This is a genomic window from Streptomyces sp. NBC_00299 (genome assembly GCF_036173045.1).
In the GTDB taxonomy this organism is placed as follows: domain Bacteria; phylum Actinomycetota; class Actinomycetes; order Streptomycetales; family Streptomycetaceae; genus Streptomyces; species Streptomyces machairae.
Window position 1 is genome coordinate 4465707 of the sequence record NZ_CP108039.1, and the last position, 24108, is coordinate 4489814.

A 24108-nucleotide genomic window follows, 5' to 3' on the forward strand; every position below is an offset into this window, starting at 1 on the left:
ACCGACTGAGTCTCGCGACCGCCAACCCGCCCAAGCCCCGAAGCCGTACTCATGCCACCCTCGCTTCAAGCAACGCCCGCTCCCAGAACTCCCGGCAGAACCGGGCCAACGGCCCCCGCCCCGCCACCCCCGGCGGATCCTTGCTCTCGTGCGGCCGCAGCAGTCCCGACTCGACCGGCACCTCGCCCACGAGCGGCAGATCCAGCAGGCGGGCGACCTCGCGGCCGTCGAGCCCGGCCGCGTACGGTCCGCGTACCGCCACCCGCAGGTCGCGCAGGACCAGTTGGACCGCGGAGGCCACCTGCCGCGCGGCCGCCACCGCGCGCAGTTCGGCGGGGGCCACGAGGATCCCGACATCGAGTTGTGCGAGGGCTTCCGCGACCCCGTCGTCGATGCGGCGGGGCAGGTCGACGACGACCGCGCCGCCCCGGCGCCGGGCCGCTGCGAGGACCGCTCGCATCGCCTGAGGCGGGACAGCGACGCAGTCGCCGCGGTCCCAGCTCAGGACCCGCAGGGAGTGCAGTTTCGGCAGCGACTCCTCCAGGGCACCGCTGCCGAGCCGTCCGCGTGAGCCGGCGAATGCCGGCCAGCGCAGGCCGTCGGCCGATTCGCCGCCGAGGAGTACGTCGAGTCCGCCGCCCAGCGGATCGGCGTCCACGAGCAGCGTGCGCAGCCCCTCACTTGCGGCGGTGACGGCGAGGGCGCACGCGAGCGTGGAGGCGCCGGCCCCGCCGCGTCCACCGATGACGCCGACAGTGAGGGCGGGGCGCCCGACGCCCTCGGTGACGTCGGCGATGCGGTCGACCAGCCACTGCTCGCCGTCCGGCAGCATCAGGACGTGATCGGCACCGATCTCGACGGCCCGGCGCCAGACCCCGGAATCGTCCTGGTCCCGGCCGACGAGTACCACTCCGCGTCGGCGTCCGGCGCCGCGCACGCGGCGTGCTGCGTCGTCGCCGACCAGGACGAGCGGCGCGGCCTCCCAGTTGCCCCTGGGCTCAGGCACTCCGTGGTGGACCTCCGGTGTCGCGCCTGCCGCGGCGCACAGGCGCAGCAGGTCGTCGAGCAGATCGGCGTCCTCCGTGACGATCAAGGGCCGGCCCGGCCGCCCTGAGGCGGCGGGCGGCGGATCGTGTGTGACGGTTGCGGTCACGGTTTCCGTCTCCCTTCGCTGCATCACTCGCGCAGCCCTGCGGCCCCGCGATTCCCAAACGTGTGAAGAACCGGCAAGCGGCCTCCATATGAACGGCCGATACGAACCGGCCAAACACGCCCGACTAACCAGAACCGGCCATGAAGTCGGCCTGAGCGGGACGCGTTGGAAACACGGTGCAGCGAACCCGGAAATCGTGTGGATCTTGGTCGATAACTGTGGACAACTCGGCGGTTGTGAATATCACTGTCACCCATACCGGTGACCCCACACCGACCCCTGTGCGACTTCCGCAGAGCAGCCCGATGGCTACGCACAGTGATGAGTCATGGGCATGCAAAGAGGCAGCCGCAGCCGCCTCACCTCGGCCCTGCGGCCGCTCCCAAAAGGGGAAAATGCACCCGGACATGCGACGACCCCCGCCGGGGGGGAGAGCGGGGGTCGTCTCCACGGCCGACTCGGGGGGGGAGGAGTCGGACCGGGTTAGCACGGTCGCGAACGATCCGTGACTTCCATGGTGTACCCGAGAGCCCTCTCAGGCAAACCCACGCGCCGACCTTACGCCGAATGGGCTGCACCTATGCTCGTGGTCGTGGAAAACCACTCCTTGCCCCGCACAGCCGCCTTCTTTGACCTGGACAAGACGGTCATTGCGAAGTCGAGCACGCTCACGTTCAGCAAGTCCTTCTACCAAGGCGGTCTGATCAACCGCCGGGCCGCCTTGCGGACCGCATATGCCCAGTTCGTCTTCCGCCTGGGCGGTATGGACCATGACCAGATGGAGCGCACACGCGAGTACCTCTCCGCGCTCGTCCGCGGCTGGAACGTCCAGCAGGTCAAGGAGATCGTCGCCGAGACGCTGCACGACCTGATCGACCCGATCATCTACGACGAGGCCGCTTCCCTCATCGAGGAGCACCACACGGCCGGCCGCGACGTCGTGATCGTTTCCACGTCGGGCGCGGAGGTGGTCGAGCCGATCGGCGAGCTGCTCGGTGCCGACCGCGTGGTGGCCACGCGCATGGTCGTGGGCGACGACGGCTGCTTCACCGGAGAGGTGGAGTACTACGCCTACGGCCCCACGAAGGCCGAGGCAATCAAGGAGCTTGCCGGGTCCGAGGGCTACGACCTCTCCCGCTGCTACGCCTACAGCGACTCGGCCACCGATCTGCCGATGCTTCAGGCCGTCGGCCGCCCCCACGCGGTGAATCCCGACCGCACACTCCGCCGTGAAGCCATCGCACGCGGGTGGCCGATTCTCGACTTCCATCGCCCGGTCCGGCTCAAGCAGCGCATTCCCTCGTTCTCCGTACCCCCGCGCCCCGCCCTTGTCGCGGTTGCGGCCATAGGAGCCGCGGCGGCCACCGCGGGCCTCGTCTGGTACGCGAGTCGACGCCGCTCCGCACTCGCCTGAACTGCGCTCCCAGGACTGGGCGCACCACGTTGGACACACCGGTGACCGTTTGTCTCCGTTTTGCGAGCAATAGTAAAGAACTGCAGCCAGGCCTTCCGCCTGGTTGGGTCCTGGAGTACAAAGGACTCAACGGCCCGCGAGACCAAGGACATCCGAGAGGATCACCTTAAATACGCATTTGGCCCCACGGACCGAGCATGGACACCGGGCACCCACGCGACGTCGACCCGTCGATTACGGGCCAGCCGCACCAGGTGACGGGCAAAGTTCCCGACCTGATGGGCAACACATCGAGGACGCCTGGTAACCCGGTGGACATGCCAGCGGCGGTACGAATTCTCGTACCGCCGCAACTTATGTGGGCCCCCGCACGGGGGCTTTTTTCATGCCTTACAGATCACCACGTCCAAGGGCTCGCCACTCCCGGCTGATGGCAACGCCTCACGGCACTGATGGCAATGCCTTACGGCTCACAATGCCTCACGCGCGCGTGCGTCACGCCGCTCCGCGCTGAAGCGCCTCGCAGACAGCCGTCGACTCGCGGGCGCCGAGCTCGACCGCCTTACCGCAGTGGGCGATCCAGGCGGCCATGCCCTCGGGGGTGCCCGAGACGTAACCGTCGAGCGCTGCCAGGTAGGCCGCGCGACCCAGTTCGCCGTGGCCGGCCTCCGCCGGACAGACGGACTTCGGGTCGAGGCCGCTGCCGACCAGGACGATGCGCTCGGCCGTGCGCGCGACCAGGCCGTTGTGGGAGGTGAAGGGGCGCAGTGCGAGAAGCTCGCCGTGCACGATGGCGGCCGTCACCAGCGCGGGCGCGGACCCGCCGGCGATGATCAGCTCGGACAGCCCCTCCAGCCGGCCGTGCACCTCCGCCGCGCTCGGCAGCGGCAGCTCGACCAGCGGCTCGTCGACCGGCTCGCCCTCCTGCCGCGGTCGTCCGACCTGGTCGTCCTTGCTCGCCGCCGCCACGAGGTGCAGCCGGGCCAGCACCCGCAGCGGCGACTGCCGCCAGATGGACAGCAGTTGGCCTGCCTCGGCCGTCAGCCGCAGGGAGGCGCCAACAACGCGCGCCTCGTCGTCCCCGCTGAAGTCGGTACGCCGACGCACCTCTTCCAGCGCCCAGTCGGCCCCGGACAGCGACGCCGACCCACGGGCGCCGCGCAGCGCCGCCTCGGCGGTGATCTCGTTGCTGCGGCGCCGCATGATCCGGTGCCCGTACACCCGGTCCACGGATTTACGCACGGACTCCACGGACTCGGGCACACCGGGCAGGGAACCGAGAGTCGCGAGCGGATCGGCGGACGCGCCTGTCGTACTCATGAGTACGACACTACGCAACCCGGGCGCGCACCCCACGATCGAGTGGCCTTCTTCACGCACGCGTGCCACGTACAGCTACTGCTCCACTACCCTTTGTGAACATGAAAATTGCTTTCGTCGGGAAGGGCGGCAGCGGCAAGACGACCCTGTCCTCCCTGTTCATCCGCCACCTCGCCGCCGCCGGCGCGCCGGTCGTCGCCGTCGACGCCGACATCAACCAGCACTTGGGAGCCGCGCTCGGCCTCGACGACACGGAGGCCGCGGCACTGCCCGCGATGGGCGAGCGGCTGTCGCTGATCAAGGACTACCTGCGCGGTTCCAACCCGCGGATCGCCTCCGCACAGACGATGATCAAGACGACGCCGCCGGGCGAGGGGTCGCGACTGCTGCAGGTCTGCGAGAGCAATGCGGTGTACGACGCCTGCGCCCGCCCGGTGGAACTCGACGGCGGCGCCGTCCGTTTGATGGTCACCGGCCCCTTCACGGACTCCGACCTCGGAGTCGCCTGCTACCACTCCAAGACGGGGGCGGTGGAGCTGTTCCTGAACCACCTGGTGGACGGCCCCGACGAGTACGTCGTGGTCGACATGACGGCGGGCTCGGACTCCTTCGCCTCCGGCATGTTCACCCGCTTCGACATCACGTTCCTCGTCGCCGAGCCGACCCGGAAGGGGGTCTCCGTCTATCGCCAGTACAAGGAGTACGCCCGCGACTTCGGCGTCATCCTGAAGGTCGTCGGCAACAAGGTGCAGGGTCAGGACGACCTCGACTTCCTCCGCGCCGAGATCGGCGACGACCTGCTGGTGACCGTCGGGCACTCGGACTGGGTGCGCGCCATGGAGAAGGGCCGCCCGCCCCGGTTCGAGCTCCTGGAGGATGTCAACCAGCTCGCCCTGCGCCGCCTGCACACGGCCGTGGACGCCACGTACGAGCTGCGGAACTGGGAGAGTTACACCCGCCAGATGGTGCACTTCCACCTGAAGAACGCCCAGTCCTGGGGAAACGAGCGCACCGGGGCCGACTTGGCGGCGCAGATCGACCCCGGCTTCGTACTCGGCGAGCACGTCCTCGGCGAGAACGTCGCGGCCTTGTCAGGGGCAACAACCCCCGCCTGACTCCTACCGCTTATCGACCGCCTGACCTATCGCCCTGACCTACTCCTTGGCCCGTTCCCCCACCGCCGGCGCCCCGGGCACCCCCTTCGGGGCCGGGGCCGGGCGCCCCGACAGGAAGGTCGCCCAGCCCTCCTTCGGTGCCTCACCGACCCCAAGGGTCCGCAGCTTCTTCAACGTCGCGGGGTCCTGGGCGTCCAGCCAGTCGACGAGCTGGCGGAAGGACACGCAACGTACGTCGGGTTTGTTGCACACGGCTTCGACGACGTCCTCGACGGCGCGCATGTAGGTGCCGCCGTTCCAGGACTCGAAGTGGTTGCCGATGATCAGGGGCGCGCGGTTGCCGTCGTACGCCCGTTGGAAGCCCTTGAGCAGGCCGTCCCGCATCTGGTCGCCCCAGAAGTCGTGCTTGGCGGGGTCGCCCTGGGTGTCGGTGCCCGACTGGTTGACCATGAAGTTGTAGTCCATGGTGAGCTGCTCGTAGGAGTGCCCGGGGAAGGGCACGAGCTGCAGCGAAAGATCCCACAGGCCCTCCTTCTTCGTGGGCCAGAGCTGAGTGTTGACGCCGCTGGAGTCATAGCGGAAGCCGAGATCCCGCGCGGCCTTCACGAAGTTCTTCTGGCCTTCCAGACAGGGCGTGCGGGCGCCGATGAGCTCCTTGTCGTAGTCGAAGGGCAGCGGGGTCGCCTTCGTCATTCCGGCGTTGGTCTTCCAGGACTTCACGAACTTCTTCGCCTGGGTGATCTCCTCCTTCCATTCCTCCACCGACCACTCGCCGACTCCGCCGTCGCTGCCGCAGAAATGGCCGTTGAAGTGGGTGCCGATCTCGTTGCCTTCGAGCCACGCGAGGCGCAGTTGCTTCACGGTGTCGGCGATGCCCTCCTCGTCGTTGAAGCCGATGTCGGAGCGGCCCGGGGAGTGCTGGGGCGGCCGGTACAGGTCGCGTTTGTGGTTCGGCAGCATGTACACGCCGCTGAGGAAGTACGTCATCGTCGCGTTGTTCGCCTTGGAGACCGCACGGAAGTGGGAGAACAGCTTCTGGCTGTCCTCGCCGGCGCCGTCCCAGGAGAACACCACGAACTGCGGTGGCTTCTGACCGGGCTTCAGCCGCTCCGGTCTGGGCAGATGCGGCTGCGCTCCGGTGTACGCAGTGGACCCGTCGCCGATCAGGCGGACGACGTTCTGCGGCGCGGGTGCCGCCGGCTTGACCTTGGGCGGTCCGGGCACGCCCTGCCCGGCATCGGTGCCGGTCGAGCAACCGGCGAGCGAAGCGGCACAGACCGCCGCGATCGCAGTGCCCGCGGTGATCCTGTGCGTCGCAACGATCCTGTGCAGCGCGGAGGCCCTGTGTGACGCGGCAATTCCGCGGGGGGCGGCGTTGTGGCGGGTGGCGGCCATGCTCCGTCCACCTTCTTCCTTCTCTCGGGTGCCGACAGCGCCGTCAAGATCGCATGGGGTCGAGAAGGAATTAGTACGACAAGCCGACTAATCGGCCACTTCACTCTTCAGAGGGATTTATTAGTCCATTTGCTCGGAAAAACTATTCCGGTCCTTTACTCTGCATTACGATCCGTTTACCGACTGTTAATGCATCCCGCCGCTGCACGCCGTGACCACACGGCCGCGACCCGACCCCTCGCCCGAAAGGCGGGGGACCGCCAGATCCGCGACCGCGCTGCCCCGGAGGAGACGGGAAAACATGTCAGCCTTCGTCCCCACCCGCACCGACGAACCCAGCCGAGAGAAGCGCCTCCACGAACCCCACAGCCCGCCCCCGACCCGGCCCCGCCACCGCATCGCGGGCGCCGACGTGTCAGCCTCGATCGCGGTCTTCCTGATCGCCCTCCCCCTGTCCCTGGGCATCGCCCTCGCCACGGGCGCGCCCCTGCAGGCCGGCCTCGTCGCCGCCGCCGTCGGCGGGATCGTCGTCGGCTATCTCGGCGGCACTCCGCTCCAGGTCAGCGGCCCCGCGGCCGGTCTCACGGTCGTCACCGCCGAACTCATCCAGAGATACGGATGGCGTACGACCTGTGCCATCACCGTCCTCGCCGGGCTCGCCCAACTCGGCCTCGGCTTCGTACGCGTGGCACGCTCCGCACTCGCCGTCAGCCCCGCCATCGTGCACGGCATGCTCGCCGGCATCGGCGTCACCATCGCCGTGGCCCAGCTGCACATCGTCCTCGGCGGCATCCCGCACAGCTCGGTCCTCGACAACATGCGTGAGCTGCCGGCCCAGTTGGCCGGTGTGCATACCGCCGCCCTGTCGGTGAGCGCGCTGACCCTCGCCCTTCTCTTGGCCTGGCCCCGGATTCCCGGTCGCATGGGCGGGCTGCTGCGCAAGGTTCCGGCCCCGCTCGTCGCCGTGGCCGGAGCCAGTACAGCCGCGTCGTTCGCCGGGCTCAGCCTGCCCAAGGTCGACCTGCCGTCCTGGAGCAGCCACGCCCTCGCCGGGCTTCCCGAGGGCCCGGTCCTCGGCTTGGTCGCCGCCGTGCTGACCATCACGCTGGTGTGCAGCGTGCAGTCGCTGCTCGGTGCGGTCGCCGTGGACAAGCTGGTCGCCACGCGGCCTGAGCTGTCGGCCCGCGTCGGGCGCTCCGACCTGGACCGTGAGCTGCTCGGTCAGGGCGCCGCCAATGTCGTCTCCGGCGTGCTCGGCGGGCTGCCCGTGGCCGGAGTGGCCGTACGCAGTTCCGCGAATGTGCAAGCCGGTGCCGTCAGCCGGAACTCCACGATGCTGCACGGCGTTCTCGTAGTAGTCGCCGCGCTGCTGATGGTCCCGATCCTGGAGCTCATCCCGCTCGCCTCGCTCGCCGCCCTGGTGATGGCCGTCGGCATCCAGATGGTGTCCCTGCACCACATCCGCACGGTGACCCGCCACCGCGAGGTACTGGTGTACGCCACCACCACACTCGGCGTGGTGTTCTTCGGCGTCCTGGAGGGCGTCACGCTGGGGATCGCCATGGCCGTCGCCGTCGCCATGCACCGCCTCACCCGCACCCGCATCACGCACGACGAGAAGGAAGGAGTCCATCACGTCCACGTACGAGGCCAGTTGACGTTCCTCGCAGTGCCACGGCTCAGCCGGGCCCTGCATCTCGTACCCCAAGGCGGGCGAGCCGTAGTGGAGTTGGACGGTTCGTTCATGGACCACGCGGCGTACGAGTCACTGCAGGACTGGCAGAACACGCACACCGCCCACGGCGGCTCCGTCGAGCTGATCGGCCGCAGGTCCGGGGTCCGGATCGGTGAGCCGACAGGGCCGGTCGGTCTCCATCTCGACGGGACGGGCACGGCCGAGTCGGCCGACTGCCGCTGCCACCCCTGGACGGCCTGGCGCAACCACCAGTGCGAGATCCCGGAGTCCGTCACATCCCGCGACGGACAGGCCGGGGAAGAGCAGGCGGCCTGGGCCGACGACAGCGACGAGGCGGGCGCGCCCGGCAAGACCGGAGCCTCCGGCAAAACAGGAGCCGCCGGCGACACCGGCGCCTCCGATGACACCGGCGAACTCGACACGGTCGGCGGTGCCGGCACGTCCGACGGCACCGAAAGCCCCACCGGATCCGGCCGGCCCGACGAAAGCGGGGTCGACGGGGCCGACAGGGCCGGCGCGGGCAGCGAGACCCGCGGGGTGACCGGCGGCACCGACGGGAGCCGGCCGAGCGGACGGCAACTGGCCCGTGGCATCAGCGCGTTCCAGCGCAACACCGCGCCCCTGGTGCGGGGCGAGCTGGCGCGGCTGGCGCGGGAGGGGCAGCAGCCTTCCCAGCTGTTCCTCACCTGCGCGGACTCACGACTGGTCACATCGATGATCACCTCCAGTGGTCCCGGCGACCTGTTCGTGGTGCGCAACGTCGGCAACCTCGTTCCGCTGCCCGGCCAGGAGAGCGGCGACGACTCGGTGGCGGCCGCGATCGAGTACGCGGTGGACGTGCTGGAGGTGCGGTCCGTCACGGTGTGCGGGCACTCCGGGTGCGGGGCGATGCAGACGCTGCTCAACTCCGAGCCGGACGGCCCGCAGACCCCGCTCAGGAGATGGCTGCGGCATGGGCTGCCGAGCCTGGAGCGGATGTCCGACGAGGACCGGCCGTGGGCCAGACTCGCCGGGCGAGCCCCGGCCGATGCGGTCGAGCAGCTGTGCCTGACCAATGTGGTCCAACAGCTGGAGCATCTGCGAGCGCACGAGTCGGTGGCCCGGGCTCTGCGGGAGGGGGCGCTGGAGCTGCACGGGATGTACTTCCACGTGGGCGAGGCGCAGGCGTATCTGCTCGCCGAGGAGGGTGAGGAGAGTACGGACGACGTGTTCGACCATGTGGGAGTGGCGGATCTGTCGGCGTGATGCGGGGAGGTGGTGCGCGGCCTCGCTCGGCGCGGGGCCGCGCTTCACATGGGTCGCACGGGCCCGCGCTTCAAGTGAGCCGCGCTTCACTTGGGGGAGCCATTTCCGAGCCGGACGGGGCCCTCGAACCCCCCTTCCTGCCGGGTCGGCGTTTCGCCTGGACCAGGCTGGAATGTGAAAGGGATTACAGGCCTGAACCGCGTCCGCCCGGCGTCCGTGGGAACGGATGACCCCGGCGCGTTCACCCTGGCGCCCGAAAGCCCCTCCGGGCCGTCCTCGGACCCCACCCGCCGACAGGTCTAAACCAATTTTCCGTCGACCCTTGTCATCGGGCCCTCGGGTCTGATGAGCTGTGGCCTGGGACACAACGGACACCCTGGGAAAGGGAGATGTCGTGAGCAACGAAAGCCTGGCCAACCTGCTCAAGGAAGAACGCAGGTTCGCACCCCCCGCTGACCTGGCCGCAGGTGCCAACGTCACAGCGGAGGCGTATGAACAGGCCAAGGCTGACAGGCTCGGCTTCTGGGCCGAGCAGGCCCGCCGGCTGACCTGGGCCAAGGAGCCTACCGAGACGCTGGACTGGTCGAACCCGCCGTTCGCGAAGTGGTTCAAGGACGGCGAGCTGAACGTCGCGTACAACTGCGTGGACCGGCATGTGGAAGCCGGACACGGCGACCGGGTCGCCATCCACTTCGAGGGCGAGCCCGGCGACAGCCGCGCGATCACCTACGCCGAGCTCAAGGACGAGGTCTCCAAGGCCGCCAACGCCCTGCTGGAGCTGGGCGTTCAGAAGGGCGACCGGGTCGCGGTCTATATGCCGATGATCCCCGAGACGGCGGTCGCGATGCTGGCCTGCGCGCGTATCGGCGCCGCGCACTCCGTCGTCTTCGGCGGCTTCTCGGCGGACGCGCTCGCCACCCGTATCCAGGACGCGGACGCCAAGGTCGTCATCACCTCCGACGGCGGTTACCGGCGCGGCAAGCCGTCCGCGCTCAAGCCGGCCGTGGACGACGCGGTCGCGCGCGTGGAGAGCGTCGAGCATGTGCTCGTCGTCCGGCGCACCGGCCAGGAGGTCGCCTGGGACGACAGCCGCGACGTGTGGTGGCACGAGATCGTCGAGCGGCAGAGCGCCGAGCACACGCCTGAGGCGTTCGACGCGGAGCACCCGCTGTTCATCCTGTACACGTCCGGGACGACGGGTAAGCCGAAGGGCATCCTGCACACCTCCGGCGGCTACCTCACCCAGACCGCGTACACCCACAACGCCGTCTTCGACCTCAAGCCGGAGACGGACGTCTACTGGTGCACCGCCGACGTCGGCTGGGTGACCGGGCACTCGTACATCGTGTACGGGCCGCTGGCGAACGGCGCGACGCAGGTCATGTACGAGGGCACGCCGGACACGCCGCACCAGGGCCGGTTCTGGGAGATCGTGCAGAAGTACGGGGTGACGATCCTGTACACGGCGCCGACCGCGATCCGTACGTTCATGAAGTGGGGCGACGACATCCCCGCGAAGTTCGACCTCGGCAGCCTCCGGGTGCTCGGGTCCGTCGGTGAGCCGATCAACCCCGAGGCGTGGATCTGGTATCGCAAGAACATCGGCGGCGACCGCACCCCGATCGTGGACACGTGGTGGCAGACCGAGACCGGCGCGATGATGATCTCGCCGCTGCCGGGTGTCACGGAGACCAAGCCCGGTTCCGCGCAGACGCCGCTGCCCGGCGTCGCCGCGACCGTCGTCGACGACGAGGCGAACGAGGTGCCCGACGGCGGTGGCGGCTATCTGGTCCTGACCGAGCCGTGGCCGTCGATGCTGCGCACCATCTGGGGCGACGACCAGCGGTTCCTCGACACGTACTGGTCGCGGTTCGAGGGCAAGTACTTCGCCGGTGACGGGGCGAAGAAGGACGACGACGGGGACATCTGGCTCCTCGGGCGCGTCGACGACGTCATGCTCGTGTCGGGCCACAACATCTCCACCACGGAGGTCGAGTCCGCGCTGGTCTCCCACCCCTCCGTCGCCGAGGCGGCCGTCGTCGGCGCGGCCGACGAGACCACCGGACAGGCCATCGTCGCCTTCGTGATCCTGCGCGGGTCGGCGAACGCCGAGGACGAGGGCCTGGTCAACGAGCTGCGCAACCACGTCGGTACCACCCTCGGCCCGATCGCCAAGCCGAAGCGGATCCTGCCGGTGGCCGAGCTGCCGAAGACCCGCTCCGGCAAGATCATGCGTCGGCTGCTGCGGGACGTCGCCGAGAACCGCCAGCTCGGTGATGTCACCACGCTGACCGACTCGACCGTCATGGACCTCATCCAGGCGAAGCTCCCGGCGGCGCCGAGCGAGGACTGAGACACGACCGCGAAGGGCACCCGGCGTCAAGCGCGCCGGGTGCCCTTCGCATACGTACGGTGGAACTCGACGGATGCACCCCGACGCACCCTTAGGTAAGCTAACCAAAAAACAGCCTCACCCTCAGGTGCGCCGGGAAGTCTGGTCGGCATGTGTTCTGTCCTGCCCACCGACCGGAGGTCTTCCTCGTGGCCGCGTCCCGCACCACCGCTCCCGCCCGCAAGGTCTTCGCGCGGCTGTCCCTGCCCGAGCGGAATTTCGTCGCGGACGCGCTGCGCACGGAGACCGTCGGTGGTGTACTCCTGCTCGTCGCCGCGATCGCCGCGCTGGTCTGGGCAAACATTCCCGCACTGCACGACAGCTACGAGACGGTCGGCCACTTCCACATCGGTCCCGAGGCCCTCGGGCTGAATCTGTCCATCGAGCACTGGGCCGCCGACGGACTCCTGGCAATCTTCTTCTTCGTCGCCGGTATCGAACTCAAGCGTGAGCTGGTCGCCGGCGATCTCCGGGACCCCAAGGCGGCCGTACTGCCGGTCGTCGCCGCGCTGTGCGGGATGGCGGTGCCCGCGCTGGTCTACACGCTGACCAATGTCAGCGGGGGCGGCTCGTCGGCGGGCTGGGCCGTCCCGACCGCCACGGACATCGCCTTCGCACTGGCCGTGCTCGCCGTCATCGGCACCTCCCTGCCGAGCGCCCTGCGCGCCTTCCTGCTCACCCTCGCCGTCGTCGACGACCTCTTCGCGATCCTGATCATCGCGATCTTCTTCACCGACCAGATCGACTTCGCCGCGCTGGGCGGTGCCGTCGTCGGGCTCGGCGTCTTCTGGCTGTTGCTGAGGAAGGGCGTACGCGGGTGGTACGTGTACGTTCCGCTCGCCCTCGTCATCTGGGCCTTGATGTACAACAGCGGCGTCCACGCCACCATCGCGGGCGTGGCAATGGGCCTGATGCTGCGCTGCACCCGGCGCGAGGGCGAGGAGCACTCCCCCGGCGAGCACATCGAGCACCTTGTACGCCCCCTGTCGGCGGGCCTGGCCGTGCCGCTGTTCGCGCTGTTCAGCGCCGGCGTGGCCGTCTCCGGCGGTGCGCTCGGCGATGTGTTCGTCCAGCCGGAGACGCTGGGCGTGATCCTGGGGCTCGTCGTCGGCAAGACGATCGGGATCTTCGGCGGCACCTGGCTGACGGCACGTTTCACCAAGGCTTCGCTCAGCGACGACCTGGAGTGGGCGGACGTGTTCGCCGTGGCGACCCTCGCCGGCATCGGCTTCACCGTCTCGCTGCTCATCGGGGAGCTCGCCTTCGGGGGCGACGCCACACTGACCGACGAGGTCAAGGCCGCCGTGCTGATGGGCTCCCTCATCGCGGCGATTCTGGCGACGGTGCTGCTGAAGATCCGGAACGCCAAGTACCGCGCGATGGTCGAAGCCGAGGAGCGCGACGAGGACGAGAGCGGCATTCCGGACATCTACGAGGAGGACACTCCGGAGTACCACCTGCGGATGGCCGCCATCCACGACCGCAAGGCCGCCGAGCACCGTCGTATCGCCGAGGAGCAGGTCGCCGCACGCCACGCGCTTGCCGAAGTGGCGGGCGGGGCAGGCGAGGAGGAGCAGCGTCGGGCATGATCTGACGGGACGGCACAAAAGACGGAACCGCACCCAGTCAGGCAGAAGACGGAACCGTGACTACGAGGGAGACCCCGCGATGAGCGCACCCGACGGCAGCCCGGTCGGCACCGAACGCAGCATCGGCCAGCTGTTCGCCTCGGCGACGACCGAGATGTCGGCGCTGGTGCACGACGAGATCGCACTGGCGAAAGCGCAGCTCAAGCAGGACGTCAAGCGCGGCGCGACGAGCGGCGGCGCGTTCACGGTGGCCGCCGCGGTGCTGGTGTTCTCGCTGCCGATGCTGAACTTCGCCCTCGCGTACGGCATTCGGACCTGGAGCGACTGGAACCTCGCGATCTGCTTCGTGCTGTCCTTCGCGGCGAACGTCCTCGTCGCCCTCGTCCTCGCGCTGGTCGGGGTCGTGTTCGCGAAGAAGGCCAAGAAGAGCCAGGGTCCGCAGAAGGTCGCCGCCTCGGTGAAGGAGACGGCGGGCGTCCTGCAGAACGCCAAGCCGCATCCCCGTCCGGCCCCGGCGACGGCACCGGAGCTGGAGGACCGGGCGCCCGCCGCCATCGAGGCTGTGGCACGCTCGTCGTCATGACGGATCCCGCCACCCCCTCGGCGCAACCTGCCTCGGTCGTACGACCCGATGGTCCCTGGACACACAGGGACGTGGCCGCCAATGGTGCGCGCTTCCACATCGCCGAGATGGGCGACGGCCCGCTGGTGCTGCTCCTGCACGGCTTCCCGCAGTTCTGGTGGACCTGGCGGCACCAACTCGTCGCCCTCGCCGATGCGGGCTTCCGGGCGGTGGCGATGGACCTCAGGGGCGTCGGCGGCAGCGACCGCACCCCGCGCGGTTACGACCCGGCCAACCTCGCCCTCGACATCACCGGCGTGGTCCGCTCGCTCGGTGAGCCCGACGCCGCGCTGGTCGGACACGACCTCGGCGGATACCTGGCGTGGACGGCGGCCGTGATGCGCCCCAAGCTCGTACGGCGGCTCGCGGTCGCCTCCATGCCACACCCGCGGCGCTGGCGTTCGGCGATGCTCTCGGACGTCAAGCAGACGAGTGCGAGTTCCTACATCTGGGGGTTTCAGCGGCCCTGGGTTCCCGAGCGGCAGCTGACCGCCGACGACGGGGCGCTCGTCGCGCGGCTGGTCCGGGACTGGTCGGGCCCGCGCCTGCCGGACGACGAGGCGGTGGAGACGTACCGCCGCGCGATCTGCATCCCGTCGACCGCGCACTGCTCCATCGAGCCGTACCGCTGGATGGTGCGCTCGCTGGCCCGCCCCGACGGCATCCAGTTCAACCGGCGCATGAAGCGCCCGGTGCGCGTCCCGACGCTGCATCTGCACGGCTCGCTCGACCCCGTGATGCGTACGCGCAGCGCGGCCGGCTCCGGCGAGTACGTCGAAGCGCCGTACCGGTGGCGGCTGTTCGACGGGCTCGGGCACTTCCCGCACGAGGAAGACCCGGTCGCTTTCTCCACCGAACTGATCAACTGGCTGAAAGATCCCGAACCCGATCGGTGACCGCGCCGATGCGCCCGGTATCCGGATCTGAACAGGTGTACTACGAACAGCCAATTGCCTGGCGCATAGGCCAATTGGGGGCCCTGGGGGCGGTTATCGACCATGGGGCAGGGGCAGACGTCGGGGTATGGGCTGGACGCACGACTACAGTGACGCAGCACGCAATCGCCGCTCGGCCGGTGGGCTGAGCTCCCACCAGCGAGGTACCGCCCCGCAGATGCCGGGCTCGGACCTCCGGGTGGGCATTCCGCGCATTCTGCGCCGCCGGGCCCGCTGGGTCTCGGTGCGGCTGCGCCACCCGCGCACCTGACACCGGCGGCGCCCAGCAGCCCTTCGGCACCCGGGCCTACAGCGCGCAGCTGTCGCTGTCCACCTGCTGGTTGGCGGTACGCCCCTTGACGATGTCCTCCTGGATCTCGTCCGCGGTGAGCGCGTAACCGGTCTCGGCGTCGTCGAGGGACTTGGCGAACACCACGCCGTACACCTTGCCCTCGGGCGTGAGCAGCGGGCCGCCCGAGTTGCCCTGACGCACCGTCGCGTACAGCGAGTAGACGTCACGGCGCACGGTGCCGCGGTGGTAGATGTCCGGGCCGTTGGCCGGCAGGCGTCCGCGCACCCGCGCGGCACGCACGTCGTACGCCCCGTTCTCCGGGAAGCCCGCGATGATCGCGCTGTCGCCGCTCTCGGCGTCGGTGGCCGTGAACTGCAGTGCGGGCGCGGCCATGTCGGGCACGTCGAGTACGGCGATGTCGCGCTCCCAGTCGTAGAGGACGACGGTGGCGTCGTACTTCCTGCCCTCGCCGCCTATCTGGACGGTGGGTTCGTCGACGCCGCCGACGACGTGCGCGTTGGTCATGACGCGGCGGTCGGCGAAGACGAAGCCGGTGCCCTCCAGCACCTTGCCGCAACTCGTCGCCGTGCCCATGACCTTGACGATGGAGCGCTGGGCGCGGGCGGCCACCGGGCTGCCCGCCAGGGCCGGGTCGGGCGGCTTGACCTCGTTGATCGGCTCGTTCGAGAACGGGCTGAAGACCTGCGGGAAGCCGTTCTGCGCCAGGACCGTGGAGAAGTCCGCGAACCAGGTGTCCGCCTGGTCGGGCAGGGCCTGTGAGACGCCGAGCAGCACCTTGGAGCTGCGAACCTCCTTGCCGAGCGTCGGCAGGGTGGTCCCGGCGAGGGCGGAGCCGATGAGCCAGGCCACCAGCAGCATCGCGACGACGTTGACGAGGGCGCCGCCGGTCGCGTCCAGGGCGCGGGCCGGGGACCAGGTGATGTACCGGCGCAGCTTGTTGCCGAGGTGGGTGGTCAGGGCCTGGCCGACGGACGCGCAGACGATGACCACGACGACCGCGACGACGGCGGCGGTCGTACTCACCTCGGCGTTGTCGGTCAACGCGTCCCAGATGACCGGGAGGAGGTACACGGCCACGAGACCGCCGCCGAGGAAGCCGATCACCGACAGGATGCCGACGACGAAGCCCTGGCGGTAGCCCACGATCGCGAACCACACGGCGGCGACCAGCAACAGGATGTCCAGCACATTCACGGAGGCCACCCTGTCATGACCGCCAGTCGAGCGGGACCTGCTTGCTTCTGTCCCAGGGCTGCTCCCAGCCCGAGTAGTGCAGCAGACGGTCGATGATGCCGGCCGTGAAGCCCCAGACCAGGGCCGATTCGACCAGAAATGCCGGACCTCGGTGCCCGCTGGGGTGGACGGTCGTGGCGCGGTTGTCCGGGTCCGTGAGATCCGCCACGGGGACGGTGAAGACGCGGGCCGTCTCGTTCGGATCGACGACGTCGACCGGGCTCGGCTCGCGCCACCAGCCCAGCACGGGCGTCACGACGAAGCCGCTCACCGGGATGTACAGCTTGGGCAGCACACCGAAGAGCTGGACGCCGCCGGGATCGAGACCGGTCTCCTCCTCGGCCTCGCGCAGAGCAGCTCGCAGCGGCCCGTCGGCCTGCGGGTCGCCGTCCTCGGGGTCGAGGGCGCCGCCCGGGAAGGAGGGCTGTCCGGCGTGGGAGCGCAGTGAGCTGGCGCGCTCCATCAGCAGCAGCTCGGGCCCGCGCTCGCCCTCGCCGAAGAGGATCAGCACGGCCGACTGGCGCCCCGCGCCGTCCTCCGGCGGCAGGAAGCGGCTCAGCTGCACCGGCTCGACCGTCTCCACCACCCGCACCACCGGGGCCAGCCAGGCCGGCAGCCCTTCGGTGCTGAGCACCACCGGCCCGCCCTGTGTATCGCTCGCCCGCGTCATCGCCACCCCCCTCGTCCTGCCCAGTCCAACGCCCGACGGCACCTAGATCGTTCCGACCGACCCGCACACCCGCCCGCCGCACGACCGCGCACCGGTACCCCAGCAGCCCGCCCGCTCGGCCGCGTCATCCGGCCCCCAGCGGCGGGGCCGGCTTGCCTCCCGCGTCGAGGTAGGACTGCGGGGGCTTGAGGCGCTGGCCGGGGAAGCCGCCCTTCTCGTACTTGAGGAGCTTCTTCGCCTTCTCCGGGTCGGTCTCGCCCTCGCCGTAGGCCGGGCAGAGCGGCGCGATGGGGCAGGCGCCGCACGCGGGCTTACGGGCGTGGCAGATGCGGCGGCCGTGCCAGATGACGTGGTGCGAGAGGTCCGTCCAGTCGCCCTTGGGGAACAGTGCGGCGATCTCGGCCTCGATCTTGTCGGGATCCGTCTGCTCGGTCCACTGCCAGCGCCGCACCAGCCGCTGGAAGTGCGTGTCCACGGTGATACCGGGACGGCCGAAGGCATTGCCGAGGACGACGAAGGCCGTCTTGCGGCCGACGCCGGGCAGCTTGACCAGGTCCTCGAGCCGGCCCGGGACCTCGCCGCCGTGGTTCTCCACCAGCGCCTTCGACAGGCCCATCACCGACTTGGTCTTCGCCCGGAAGAAACCGCACGGACGGAGGATCTCCTCGACCTCCTCCGGGTTGGCGGCCGACAGATCCTCCGGAGTCGGGTACTTGCCGAAGAGCGCGGGCGTCGTCTGGTTGACGCGCAGGTCGGTGGTCTGGGCGGACAGGACCGTGGCGACCAGGAGCTGGAACGAGTTGTCGAAGTCCAGTTCGGGGTGGGCGTACGGGTAGACGTCGGCGAGCTCACGGTTGATACGGCGGGCGCGACGGACGAGGGCGGTGCGGGACTCGGCCGTGGGAGGCTTCGGGGTGACGGTCTTGACGGCAGACGCGCCCTTCACCGAGGCGGTGCCCTTCTCGGGGACGATGGCCGGTTTCTTACTGATCGCCCTCTTCGTGCTCGCCCTCGCCGCGCTCGATTTCTTCGCAGGCGCCGTCTTCTTCGCGCTAGCCGTCTTCTTGGCGCTGGCCGTCTTCTTCGCGGGAGCGGCTTTCTTGGCCGGCGTGGCTTTCTTGGCGGCGGTCGACTTCTTCGCGGCTGCGGCCTCCTTGATAGGCGCGGCCTTCTTGCCAGGCGCAGCCTTCTTGGCAGGCGCAGCCTTCTTCGCACCCGTCGGCGCCTCGGCGCCGCCCGACTGTTTCCCGCTCGCGCCCTTCTCAGCAGCGTTCGATTTCACCGCCGCTTTCTCGCCACGCGGCACCGTCTCACCCGGCGCCTTTTTCGCCGCTTTTGTCGTTTTCCTTCCACCACCAGGGTCCTGTTCGCCCACAGCGGAATCCCGACGTACAACCACCCGCCCAGCCCCCTTGGCCTGTGCTCTCACCGGCGATTTGGACACCCGGCCAGCCTAAAGCCCGACACTGACATCCGCCCCGGACCCTGAAGATCGGCCCCCAATTGGACCCCTGCCGCTTACCTCGGGACACCTGTGCGGCATCCTTGTGACAGATCACACTGTTTGGACCGTCCGGCAAAATGGGGAGCACGGTCCCCTGGTACGTGGGGGAGCGATCCCCTGAGCAGGTCGACAAGGAGAGAACTCGTGGACGACCCTCTGCGGCGCAATCCGCTCTTCGCGGCTCTCGACGACGAGCAGTCCGCGGAACTGCGCGCCTCCATGAGTGAGGTGACCCTCGCGCGTGGCGACTCACTGTTCCACGAGGGCGACCCGGGCGATCGGCTCTACGTCGTCACCGAGGGCAAGGTCAAGCTTCACCGGACGTCCCCCGACGGCCGCGAGAACATGCTCGCCGTCGTCGGCCCCGGAGAGCTCATCGGCGAGCTGTCCCTCTTCGACCCGGGCCCGCGCACGGCGACCGCCACCGCGCTGACCGAGGTCAAGCTGCTGGGCCTGGGCCACGGCGACCTCCAGCCCTGGCTGAACGCCCGCCCCGAGGTGGCCACGGCGCTGCTGCGCGCCGTCGCGCGCCGGCTGCGCCGCACCAACGACGCGATGTCGGACCTCGTCTTCTCGGACGTCCCCGGCCGCGTGGCCCGCGCGCTCCTGGACCTCTCGCGCCGCTTCGGCGTGCAGTCCGAGGAGGGCATCCACGTCGTGCACGACCTGACGCAGGAGGAGCTGGCCCAGCTGGTCGGCGCCTCCCGCGAGACGGTCAACAAGGCGCTGGCCGACTTCGCACAGCGCGGCTGGCTCCGCCTGGAGGCCCGCGCGGTGATCCTGCTGGACGTGGAACGACTGGCCAAGCGCTCGCGCTAGGCACACCGGGTCGGCGCCGCCAGGTGCACCGAGCCGTACGACGCCGGGGCCCCGTCTCTCCGTGAGGCGGGGCCCCGGCGCGTTCGACTGCCCCCTGACCGGCCACCCCTCGAACATCTGCGCACCAGGAGATAGCCTCCGCCCATGGCAAACGGGCAGTGGTACCCACCGGAGTGGCCGGACCGAATCCGCGCGCTTGCGGAAGGACACCTCACCCCCGCCGCCCCGAAACGCGCGGCCACCGTCATGCTGCTCAGGGACGCCGACACCGGCCCGGCCGTGCACATGCTGCGCCGCCGAGCGTCCATGGCCTTCGCGGGCGGGGCGTACGCCTACCCGGGCGGCGGCGTCGATCCGCGCGACGAGCAGCAGATCCGCTGGGCGGGCCCCACGCGCGCGTGGTGGGCACAGCGCCTCGGTGTCGACGAGGCGGCGGCCCAGGCGATCGTCTGCGCGGCCGTGCGGGAGACGTACGAGGAGGCGGGGGTCCTGCTCGCCGGCCCCACCCACGATTCCGTGGTCGGTGACACCACCGGCGAGGCCTGGGAGGCGGACCGTGCCGCCCTGGTGGCCCGAGACATGTCGTTCGCCGAGTTCCTGGACCGCCGGGGACTGGTGCTGCGTTCGGATCTGCTGGGTGCCTGGACCCGCTGGATCACCCCGGAGTTCGAACCCCGCCGCTACGACACGTGGTTCTTCGTCGCCGCCCTCCCTGAGGGCCAGCGCACCCGCAACGCCTCCACGGAGGCCGACCGCACGGTCTGGATCCGTCCTGCGGAGGCCGCCGCCTCGTACGACAAGGGCGAGCTGCTGATGATGCCGCCCACCATCGCCACGCTGCGCCAGCTGACCCCGTACGACAGCGCCGCTGAGGCTCTCGCCGCCGCTCCCGGCCGCGACCTCACGCCCGTCCTGGCGCAGGCCCGCCTCGAAGACGGCGAGATCGTGCTGTCCTGGCCGGGCCACGACGAGTTCACCAAACACATCCCGACCGGCGGAGCCCCGGCATGACCTTGCCCGCATTGTCCGCAGCGCCCGCGGTTCCCGACGTTCCCGCCGTGCCGACAGCCCTGGAAGGCCCCCTCGTATGACGGACGCAGCAGCCCTCCCCGGCCAGCCGCGAGGCGGGGTCCTCTCCGGGCCCGCCACCGCCCGCGCCGTCAACATCCTCGCGCCCAACCCCTCCGCGATGACCCTGGACGGCACCAACACCTGGCTGCTGTCCGAGCCCGACTCGGACCTGGCCGTCGTGGTCGACCCGGGCCCGCTGGACGAGGGACACCTGCGCAATGTCGTCGACACGGCCGAGAAGGCCGGCAAGCGCATCGCCCTGACGCTGCTCACCCACGGCCACCCGGACCACGCCGAGGGCGCCGTACGCTTCGCCGAACTGACCGCCACACACGTGCGTGCCCTCGACCCGGCGCTGCGGCTCGGCGACGAGGGGCTCGGCGCCGGGGACGTGGTCGACATCGGCGGCCTGGAGTTGCGGGTCGTCCCGACGCCCGGCCACACAGCCGACTCGCTCTCCTTCCACCTTCCGGCCGACCGGGCCGTCCTGACCGGCGACACGATCCTGGGGCGCGGCACCACGGTCGTGGCGCACCCCGACGGCCGTCTGGGCGACTACCTGGACACCCTGCGGCGGCTCCGGTCCCTCACGGTCGACGACGGCGTGCACACCGTCCTCCCGGGTCACGGCCCGGTGCTCGATGACGCCCAGGGCGCCGTCGAGTTCTACCTCGCCCACCGCGCGCACCGCCTCGCCCAGGTCGAGACGGCGGTCGAGGACGGCTACGGCACCCCGGCCGAGGTCGTCGCCCACGTGTACGCGGATGTGGACCGGTCCCTGTGGCCCGCGGCCGAGTTGTCGGTACGGGCGCAGCTGGACTACCTGGAGGAGCACGGGCTCATCTGACGGGCTCGTCCCGTCGAGCCGAGAGCTGCCTTCCGAGCGTCTTCAGTCGGGCCGGGGGGCTTTGACGCCGTGCACGCGCGCATACTCCTGCGCGAGCCACGGGCCGAGATCCTCGACGTACGACCGCAGGACAGCCGCGTCGCCGGTCGGTTCCCACCCGAGCAGGGCCGCGGCCCGCATCTGCTCGGCCCGCGCGGGATAGTACGAGCCGAAGGCTTCCGCCATCTCCACCAGATCGCTGGTCCATCCGCCCCAGCAAGGCATGACGAGGGTGAACCCGGTCCGCACCAGATGCCGTGACATGAACCGGACGAGCGGCCGTCGGGCGTCATCGCTGTCCTCGGCCCCGGCGATCCGCGCCCGCCACCGCGGCAGCAGCAGCCCGAGATCGCCGTTCGTCTCGCGCGCGAGCAGCGAGTCGGGCCGGTAGCGCGGCAGATACTCGGCGAGATCGTCCCCCAGAAGGGGCGTACACAGGCAGGCGACGAACCACCCGCCGTCGTACCGCTCCAGGTCGCTCAGCAGCTGCGTGCCGCTGCTGAGCAGCGTCCCCGCCCCGTCGATCTGCGCGAACTCCTTGTCGAGCGCCTCGTCGAGCCTGCGCGCGTCCGTGCGGTCCGCCTCGGTCGGCTCCTCGCGCAGCGCGAGCAGCAGATCCAGGTCGCTGCGCCCCACGCGCGCGGTGCCGCGCGGAATCGACCCATAGAGGTAGGCGCTGTGCAGCCGCGCCCCGAACACATCCAACAGGCGGTCGCGCGCGGCGGCGACGACGGGCCGGAACGTATGGGGAACGCGCCCGAGCGCCCCCTCGCGCGCGATGTACCCCTGGGCGTCGAGCCCGCGTCGCAGGACGGTTTCGGCCATGGGCCCACTGTGCCCTGCCGGGAAGGTGGCGGGCAGCTCATTTACGGTGCCGTTCGGCGATGTTCAACCTGTCCGTGCGGCCGGCACCCGGCGGCGGGCCGCACGACAGCCGCACCGCCGAAGGCCTGCGCCAACGCCGTCGCCTAGGCCCCGGTCAGCTCCACCTGGACCTCGACCTCGACCGGAGCGTCCAGCGGAAGCACGGCCACGCCGACCGCACTGCGCGCGTGGACGCCCTTGTCGCCCAGCACCTGGGCGAGCAGTTCGCTCGCGCCGTTGAGAACGCCGGGCTGGCCGGTGAAGTCCGGGGCGGAGGCAACGAAGCCCACGACCTTCACCACGCGCGTGATGCGGTCCAGGTCGCCCGCCACCGACTTCACGGCCGCGAGGGCGTTCAGAGCGCACGTACGGGCGAGGTCCTTGGCCTCCTCGGCGGTGACCTCCGCGCCCACCTTGCCGGTGACCGGGAGCTTGCCCTCCACCATGGGCAGCTGGCCGGCGGTGTAGACGTACACGCCGGACTGGACGGCCGGCTGGTACGCGGCCAGCGGAGGCACGACCTCCGGCAGCGTCAGGCCCAGCTCGGCAAGCTTCTCCTCGACCGCGCTCATGCCTGCCTCTCCCGCTTCAGGTAGGCCACGAGCTGCTCGGGGTTGTTCGGCCCGGGCACGACCTGGACGAGCTCCCAGCCGTCCTCGCCCCAGGTGTCCAGAATCTGCTTCGTGGCGTGGACGAGCAGCGGCACGGTTGCGTATTCCCACTTGGTCATGTGGCCGACTTTATCCGCTGCCCGGCGAGGGTCATGCGGCCGACCGCGGTCACTTTGTCCACAGGCTGTCGCGTAGCTTGCGCACCGACTGGTTAGGCTCGAAGACGTGAGCAGGCTCCAGGTAGTCAGCGGCAAGGGCGGGACCGGAAAGACCACGGTCGCCGCCGCGCTCGCGCTCGCCCTCGCCACGGAGGGGAAGCGGACGCTTCTCGTCGAGGTCGAGGGCAGGCAGGGCATCGCGCAGCTCTTCGAAACAGAGGCGCTGCCCTACGAGGAGCGGAAGATCGCCGTCGCTCCAGGGGGCGGGGAGGTGTATGCCCTCGCCATAGACCCCGAACTGGCCCTTCTGGACTACCTCCAGATGTTCTACAAAATGGGCGGTGCGGGCCGGGCCCTGAAGAAGCTCGGCGCGATCGACTTCGCCACCACCGTCGCGCCGGGGCTGAGGGACGTACTCCTGACCGGCAAAGCGTGTGAGGCCGTGCGGCGCAAGGACAAGGCCGGGCGGTTCATCTACGACTGTGTCGTCATGGACGCGCCTCCCACCGGGCGCATCACCCGCTTCCTCAACGTCAACGACGAGGTGGCAGGGCTCGCCCGGATAGGGCCGATACACAATCAGGCTCAGGCCGTGATGCGGGTGCTGAAGTCGGCGGAGACGGCCGTGCACCTGGTGACGCTGCTGGAGGAGATGCCCGTACAGGAGACCGCGGACGGGATCGCCGAGCTGCGGGCGGCACGGCTGCCGGTGGGGCGGATCATCGTGAACATGGTGCGGCCGGAGGTGTTGGACGCCACCGACCTGGAACTCGTACGCAGTGTGCCGCGCGCCGCCGTCGCCAAGTCGCTGTCCTCCGCCGGGCTGGGCGGGGCACGGCGCGGCGGGAACGCCGAGCGGCTGGTGGACCCGCTGCTGGGGCAGGCCGACGAGTACGCCGAGCGGTACGCGCTGGAGCAGGAGCAGCGGGCGGCCCTGGACGAGTTGGGGCTGCCGGTGCACGAACTGCCGCTGCTCGCCGAGGGCATGGACCTGGCCGGCCTGTACGAACTCGCGGGCGAGCTGCGGGAACAGGGCCTGTCATGAGTCCGTTCTCCAGACAGGACATGAGTCCGTTCAGCGGGCGGGACACGGGTCCGTTCAG

At 70.1% G+C, this 24108-nt stretch carries 21 protein-coding genes; 12 read left to right on the forward strand and 9 right to left on the reverse strand.

What is annotated here, in order from left to right:
• Positions 1-49 precede the first annotated feature (49 nt).
• Complete coding sequence (gene ssd / locus OHT51_RS19570) at positions 50-1177, reverse strand: septum site-determining protein Ssd (protein ID WP_328880220.1); 1128 nt, start codon at positions 1175-1177, stop codon at positions 50-52.
• Positions 1178-1733: 556 nt separating this feature from the next.
• Here ssd and OHT51_RS19575 point away from each other — a divergent pair.
• Complete coding sequence (locus OHT51_RS19575; RefSeq protein WP_328880221.1) at positions 1734-2567, forward strand: HAD family hydrolase; 834 nt, start codon at positions 1734-1736, stop codon at positions 2565-2567.
• 495 nt (positions 2568-3062) lie between these two features.
• Here the strand turns inward: OHT51_RS19575 and OHT51_RS19580 are convergent, their stop codons facing one another.
• Complete coding sequence (locus OHT51_RS19580; protein ID WP_328880222.1) at positions 3063-3887, reverse strand: oxidoreductase; 825 nt, start codon at positions 3885-3887, stop codon at positions 3063-3065.
• 101 nt (positions 3888-3988) lie between these two features.
• Between OHT51_RS19580 and OHT51_RS19585 the strand changes: the two genes are divergently transcribed.
• On the forward strand, positions 3989-5002 hold the full coding sequence (locus OHT51_RS19585) for an ATP-binding protein (protein ID WP_328880223.1): 1014 nt from the start codon (positions 3989-3991) through the stop codon (positions 5000-5002).
• Positions 5003-5041: 39 nt separating this feature from the next.
• Here OHT51_RS19585 and OHT51_RS19590 read toward each other — a convergent pair whose 3' ends face one another.
• Positions 5042-6325 (reverse strand): polysaccharide deacetylase family protein, encoded by a 1284-nt coding sequence (locus tag OHT51_RS19590; protein WP_328884378.1) that lies wholly within the window; start codon positions 6323-6325, stop codon positions 5042-5044.
• 373 nt (positions 6326-6698) lie between these two features.
• Between OHT51_RS19590 and OHT51_RS19595 the strand changes: the two genes are divergently transcribed.
• The 6 genes from OHT51_RS19595 (at position 6699) to OHT51_RS19620 (ending at position 15147) form a co-directional block, all read left to right on the forward strand.
• On the forward strand, positions 6699-9338 hold the full coding sequence (locus OHT51_RS19595) for a SulP family inorganic anion transporter (protein WP_328880224.1): 2640 nt from the start codon (positions 6699-6701) through the stop codon (positions 9336-9338).
• 394 nt (positions 9339-9732) lie between these two features.
• Positions 9733-11691 carry an acetate--CoA ligase gene (acs, locus tag OHT51_RS19600; protein ID WP_328880225.1) on the forward strand — a complete coding sequence of 653 codons (1959 nt, stop codon included), beginning with the start codon at positions 9733-9735 and terminating at the stop codon, positions 11689-11691.
• A gap of 188 nt (positions 11692-11879) precedes the next feature.
• Entirely contained in the window at positions 11880-13319 is a 1440-nt protein-coding gene (nhaA, locus tag OHT51_RS19605; RefSeq protein WP_328880226.1) for a Na+/H+ antiporter NhaA, read from the forward strand.
• A 79-nt stretch (positions 13320-13398) separates the two neighbouring features.
• On the forward strand, positions 13399-13902 hold the full coding sequence (locus OHT51_RS19610) for a phage holin family protein (RefSeq protein ID WP_328880227.1): 504 nt from the start codon (positions 13399-13401) through the stop codon (positions 13900-13902).
• Positions 13899-14837 carry an alpha/beta fold hydrolase gene (locus tag OHT51_RS19615; protein ID WP_328880228.1) on the forward strand — a complete coding sequence of 313 codons (939 nt, stop codon included), beginning with the start codon at positions 13899-13901 and terminating at the stop codon, positions 14835-14837. The genes OHT51_RS19610 and OHT51_RS19615 overlap by 4 nt, the downstream gene beginning before the upstream one ends.
• Before the next feature lie 127 nt (positions 14838-14964).
• Positions 14965-15147 (forward strand): hypothetical protein, encoded by a 183-nt coding sequence (locus tag OHT51_RS19620; RefSeq protein WP_328425238.1) that lies wholly within the window; start codon positions 14965-14967, stop codon positions 15145-15147.
• Positions 15148-15183: 36 nt separating this feature from the next.
• Here OHT51_RS19620 and OHT51_RS19625 read toward each other — a convergent pair whose 3' ends face one another.
• From OHT51_RS19625 to nth, 3 genes are all read right to left on the reverse strand, one after another.
• Complete coding sequence (locus tag OHT51_RS19625; RefSeq protein ID WP_328880229.1) at positions 15184-16383, reverse strand: MarP family serine protease; 1200 nt, start codon at positions 16381-16383, stop codon at positions 15184-15186.
• Between the two features lie 13 nt (positions 16384-16396).
• Positions 16397-17092 (reverse strand): NUDIX hydrolase, encoded by a 696-nt coding sequence (locus OHT51_RS19630; RefSeq protein ID WP_328880230.1) that lies wholly within the window; start codon positions 17090-17092, stop codon positions 16397-16399.
• Between the two features lie 124 nt (positions 17093-17216).
• On the reverse strand, positions 17217-18374 hold the full coding sequence (nth, locus tag OHT51_RS19635) for an endonuclease III (RefSeq protein ID WP_443052512.1): 1158 nt from the start codon (positions 18372-18374) through the stop codon (positions 17217-17219).
• Between the two features lie 366 nt (positions 18375-18740).
• Between nth and OHT51_RS19640 the strand changes: the two genes are divergently transcribed.
• The 3 genes from OHT51_RS19640 to OHT51_RS19650 all read left to right on the forward strand — a co-directional run bounded on the left by OHT51_RS19640 (position 18741) and on the right by OHT51_RS19650 (position 21333).
• A complete protein-coding gene (locus OHT51_RS19640) occupies positions 18741-19415 on the forward strand; it encodes a Crp/Fnr family transcriptional regulator (RefSeq protein ID WP_030046018.1) in 675 nt (224 codons plus the stop codon).
• A gap of 144 nt (positions 19416-19559) precedes the next feature.
• The gene (locus tag OHT51_RS19645) at positions 19560-20426 is read left to right on the forward strand and encodes an NUDIX hydrolase (protein ID WP_328880231.1); all 867 of its coding nucleotides are present in this window, start codon (positions 19560-19562) and stop codon (positions 20424-20426) included.
• Positions 20427-20502: 76 nt separating this feature from the next.
• A complete protein-coding gene (locus OHT51_RS19650) occupies positions 20503-21333 on the forward strand; it encodes an MBL fold metallo-hydrolase (RefSeq protein WP_328880232.1) in 831 nt (276 codons plus the stop codon).
• 42 nt (positions 21334-21375) lie between these two features.
• Here OHT51_RS19650 and OHT51_RS19655 read toward each other — a convergent pair whose 3' ends face one another.
• The 3 genes from OHT51_RS19655 to OHT51_RS19665 form a co-directional block, all read right to left on the reverse strand.
• Positions 21376-22197 (reverse strand): nucleotidyltransferase domain-containing protein, encoded by an 822-nt coding sequence (locus tag OHT51_RS19655; RefSeq protein ID WP_328880233.1) that lies wholly within the window; start codon positions 22195-22197, stop codon positions 21376-21378.
• Between the two features lie 143 nt (positions 22198-22340).
• Positions 22341-22808, reverse strand: a complete 468-nt coding sequence (locus OHT51_RS19660; protein ID WP_328880234.1) for a RidA family protein — start codon at positions 22806-22808, stop codon at positions 22341-22343.
• Positions 22805-22966 (reverse strand): DUF4177 domain-containing protein, encoded by a 162-nt coding sequence (locus OHT51_RS19665; protein ID WP_010986011.1) that lies wholly within the window; start codon positions 22964-22966, stop codon positions 22805-22807. The genes OHT51_RS19660 and OHT51_RS19665 overlap by 4 nt, the downstream gene beginning before the upstream one ends.
• A 106-nt stretch (positions 22967-23072) precedes the next feature.
• Here OHT51_RS19665 and OHT51_RS19670 point away from each other — a divergent pair, with 106 nt between their 5' ends.
• Entirely contained in the window at positions 23073-24050 is a 978-nt protein-coding gene (locus OHT51_RS19670; protein ID WP_328880235.1) for an ArsA family ATPase, read from the forward strand.
• Positions 24051-24108 lie beyond the last annotated feature (58 nt).

What these genes read in the sequence shown, in the direction of transcription:
- ssd (WP_328880220.1), bottom strand. Translation starts at nt 1,177, where the DNA reads ATGCAGCGAAGGGAGACGGAAACCGTGACCGCAACCGTCACACACGAT.
- OHT51_RS19575 (WP_328880221.1), top strand. Translation starts at nt 1,734, where the DNA reads ATGCTCGTGGTCGTGGAAAACCACTCCTTGCCCCGCACAGCCGCCTTC.
- OHT51_RS19580 (WP_328880222.1), bottom strand. Translation starts at nt 3,887, where the DNA reads ATGAGTACGACAGGCGCGTCCGCCGATCCGCTCGCGACTCTCGGTTCC.
- OHT51_RS19585 (WP_328880223.1), top strand. Translation starts at nt 3,989, where the DNA reads ATGAAAATTGCTTTCGTCGGGAAGGGCGGCAGCGGCAAGACGACCCTG.
- OHT51_RS19595 (WP_328880224.1), top strand. Translation starts at nt 6,699, where the DNA reads ATGTCAGCCTTCGTCCCCACCCGCACCGACGAACCCAGCCGAGAGAAG.
- OHT51_RS19610 (WP_328880227.1), top strand. Translation starts at nt 13,399, where the DNA reads ATGAGCGCACCCGACGGCAGCCCGGTCGGCACCGAACGCAGCATCGGC.
- OHT51_RS19615 (WP_328880228.1), top strand. Translation starts at nt 13,899, where the DNA reads ATGACGGATCCCGCCACCCCCTCGGCGCAACCTGCCTCGGTCGTACGA.
- OHT51_RS19620 (WP_328425238.1), top strand. Translation starts at nt 14,965, where the DNA reads ATGGGCTGGACGCACGACTACAGTGACGCAGCACGCAATCGCCGCTCG.
- OHT51_RS19630 (WP_328880230.1), bottom strand. Translation starts at nt 17,092, where the DNA reads ATGACGCGGGCGAGCGATACACAGGGCGGGCCGGTGGTGCTCAGCACC.
- OHT51_RS19645 (WP_328880231.1), top strand. Translation starts at nt 19,560, where the DNA reads ATGGCAAACGGGCAGTGGTACCCACCGGAGTGGCCGGACCGAATCCGC.
- OHT51_RS19650 (WP_328880232.1), top strand. Translation starts at nt 20,503, where the DNA reads ATGACGGACGCAGCAGCCCTCCCCGGCCAGCCGCGAGGCGGGGTCCTC.
- OHT51_RS19655 (WP_328880233.1), bottom strand. Translation starts at nt 22,197, where the DNA reads ATGGCCGAAACCGTCCTGCGACGCGGGCTCGACGCCCAGGGGTACATC.
- OHT51_RS19660 (WP_328880234.1), bottom strand. Translation starts at nt 22,808, where the DNA reads ATGAGCGCGGTCGAGGAGAAGCTTGCCGAGCTGGGCCTGACGCTGCCG.
- OHT51_RS19665 (WP_010986011.1), bottom strand. Translation starts at nt 22,966, where the DNA reads ATGACCAAGTGGGAATACGCAACCGTGCCGCTGCTCGTCCACGCCACG.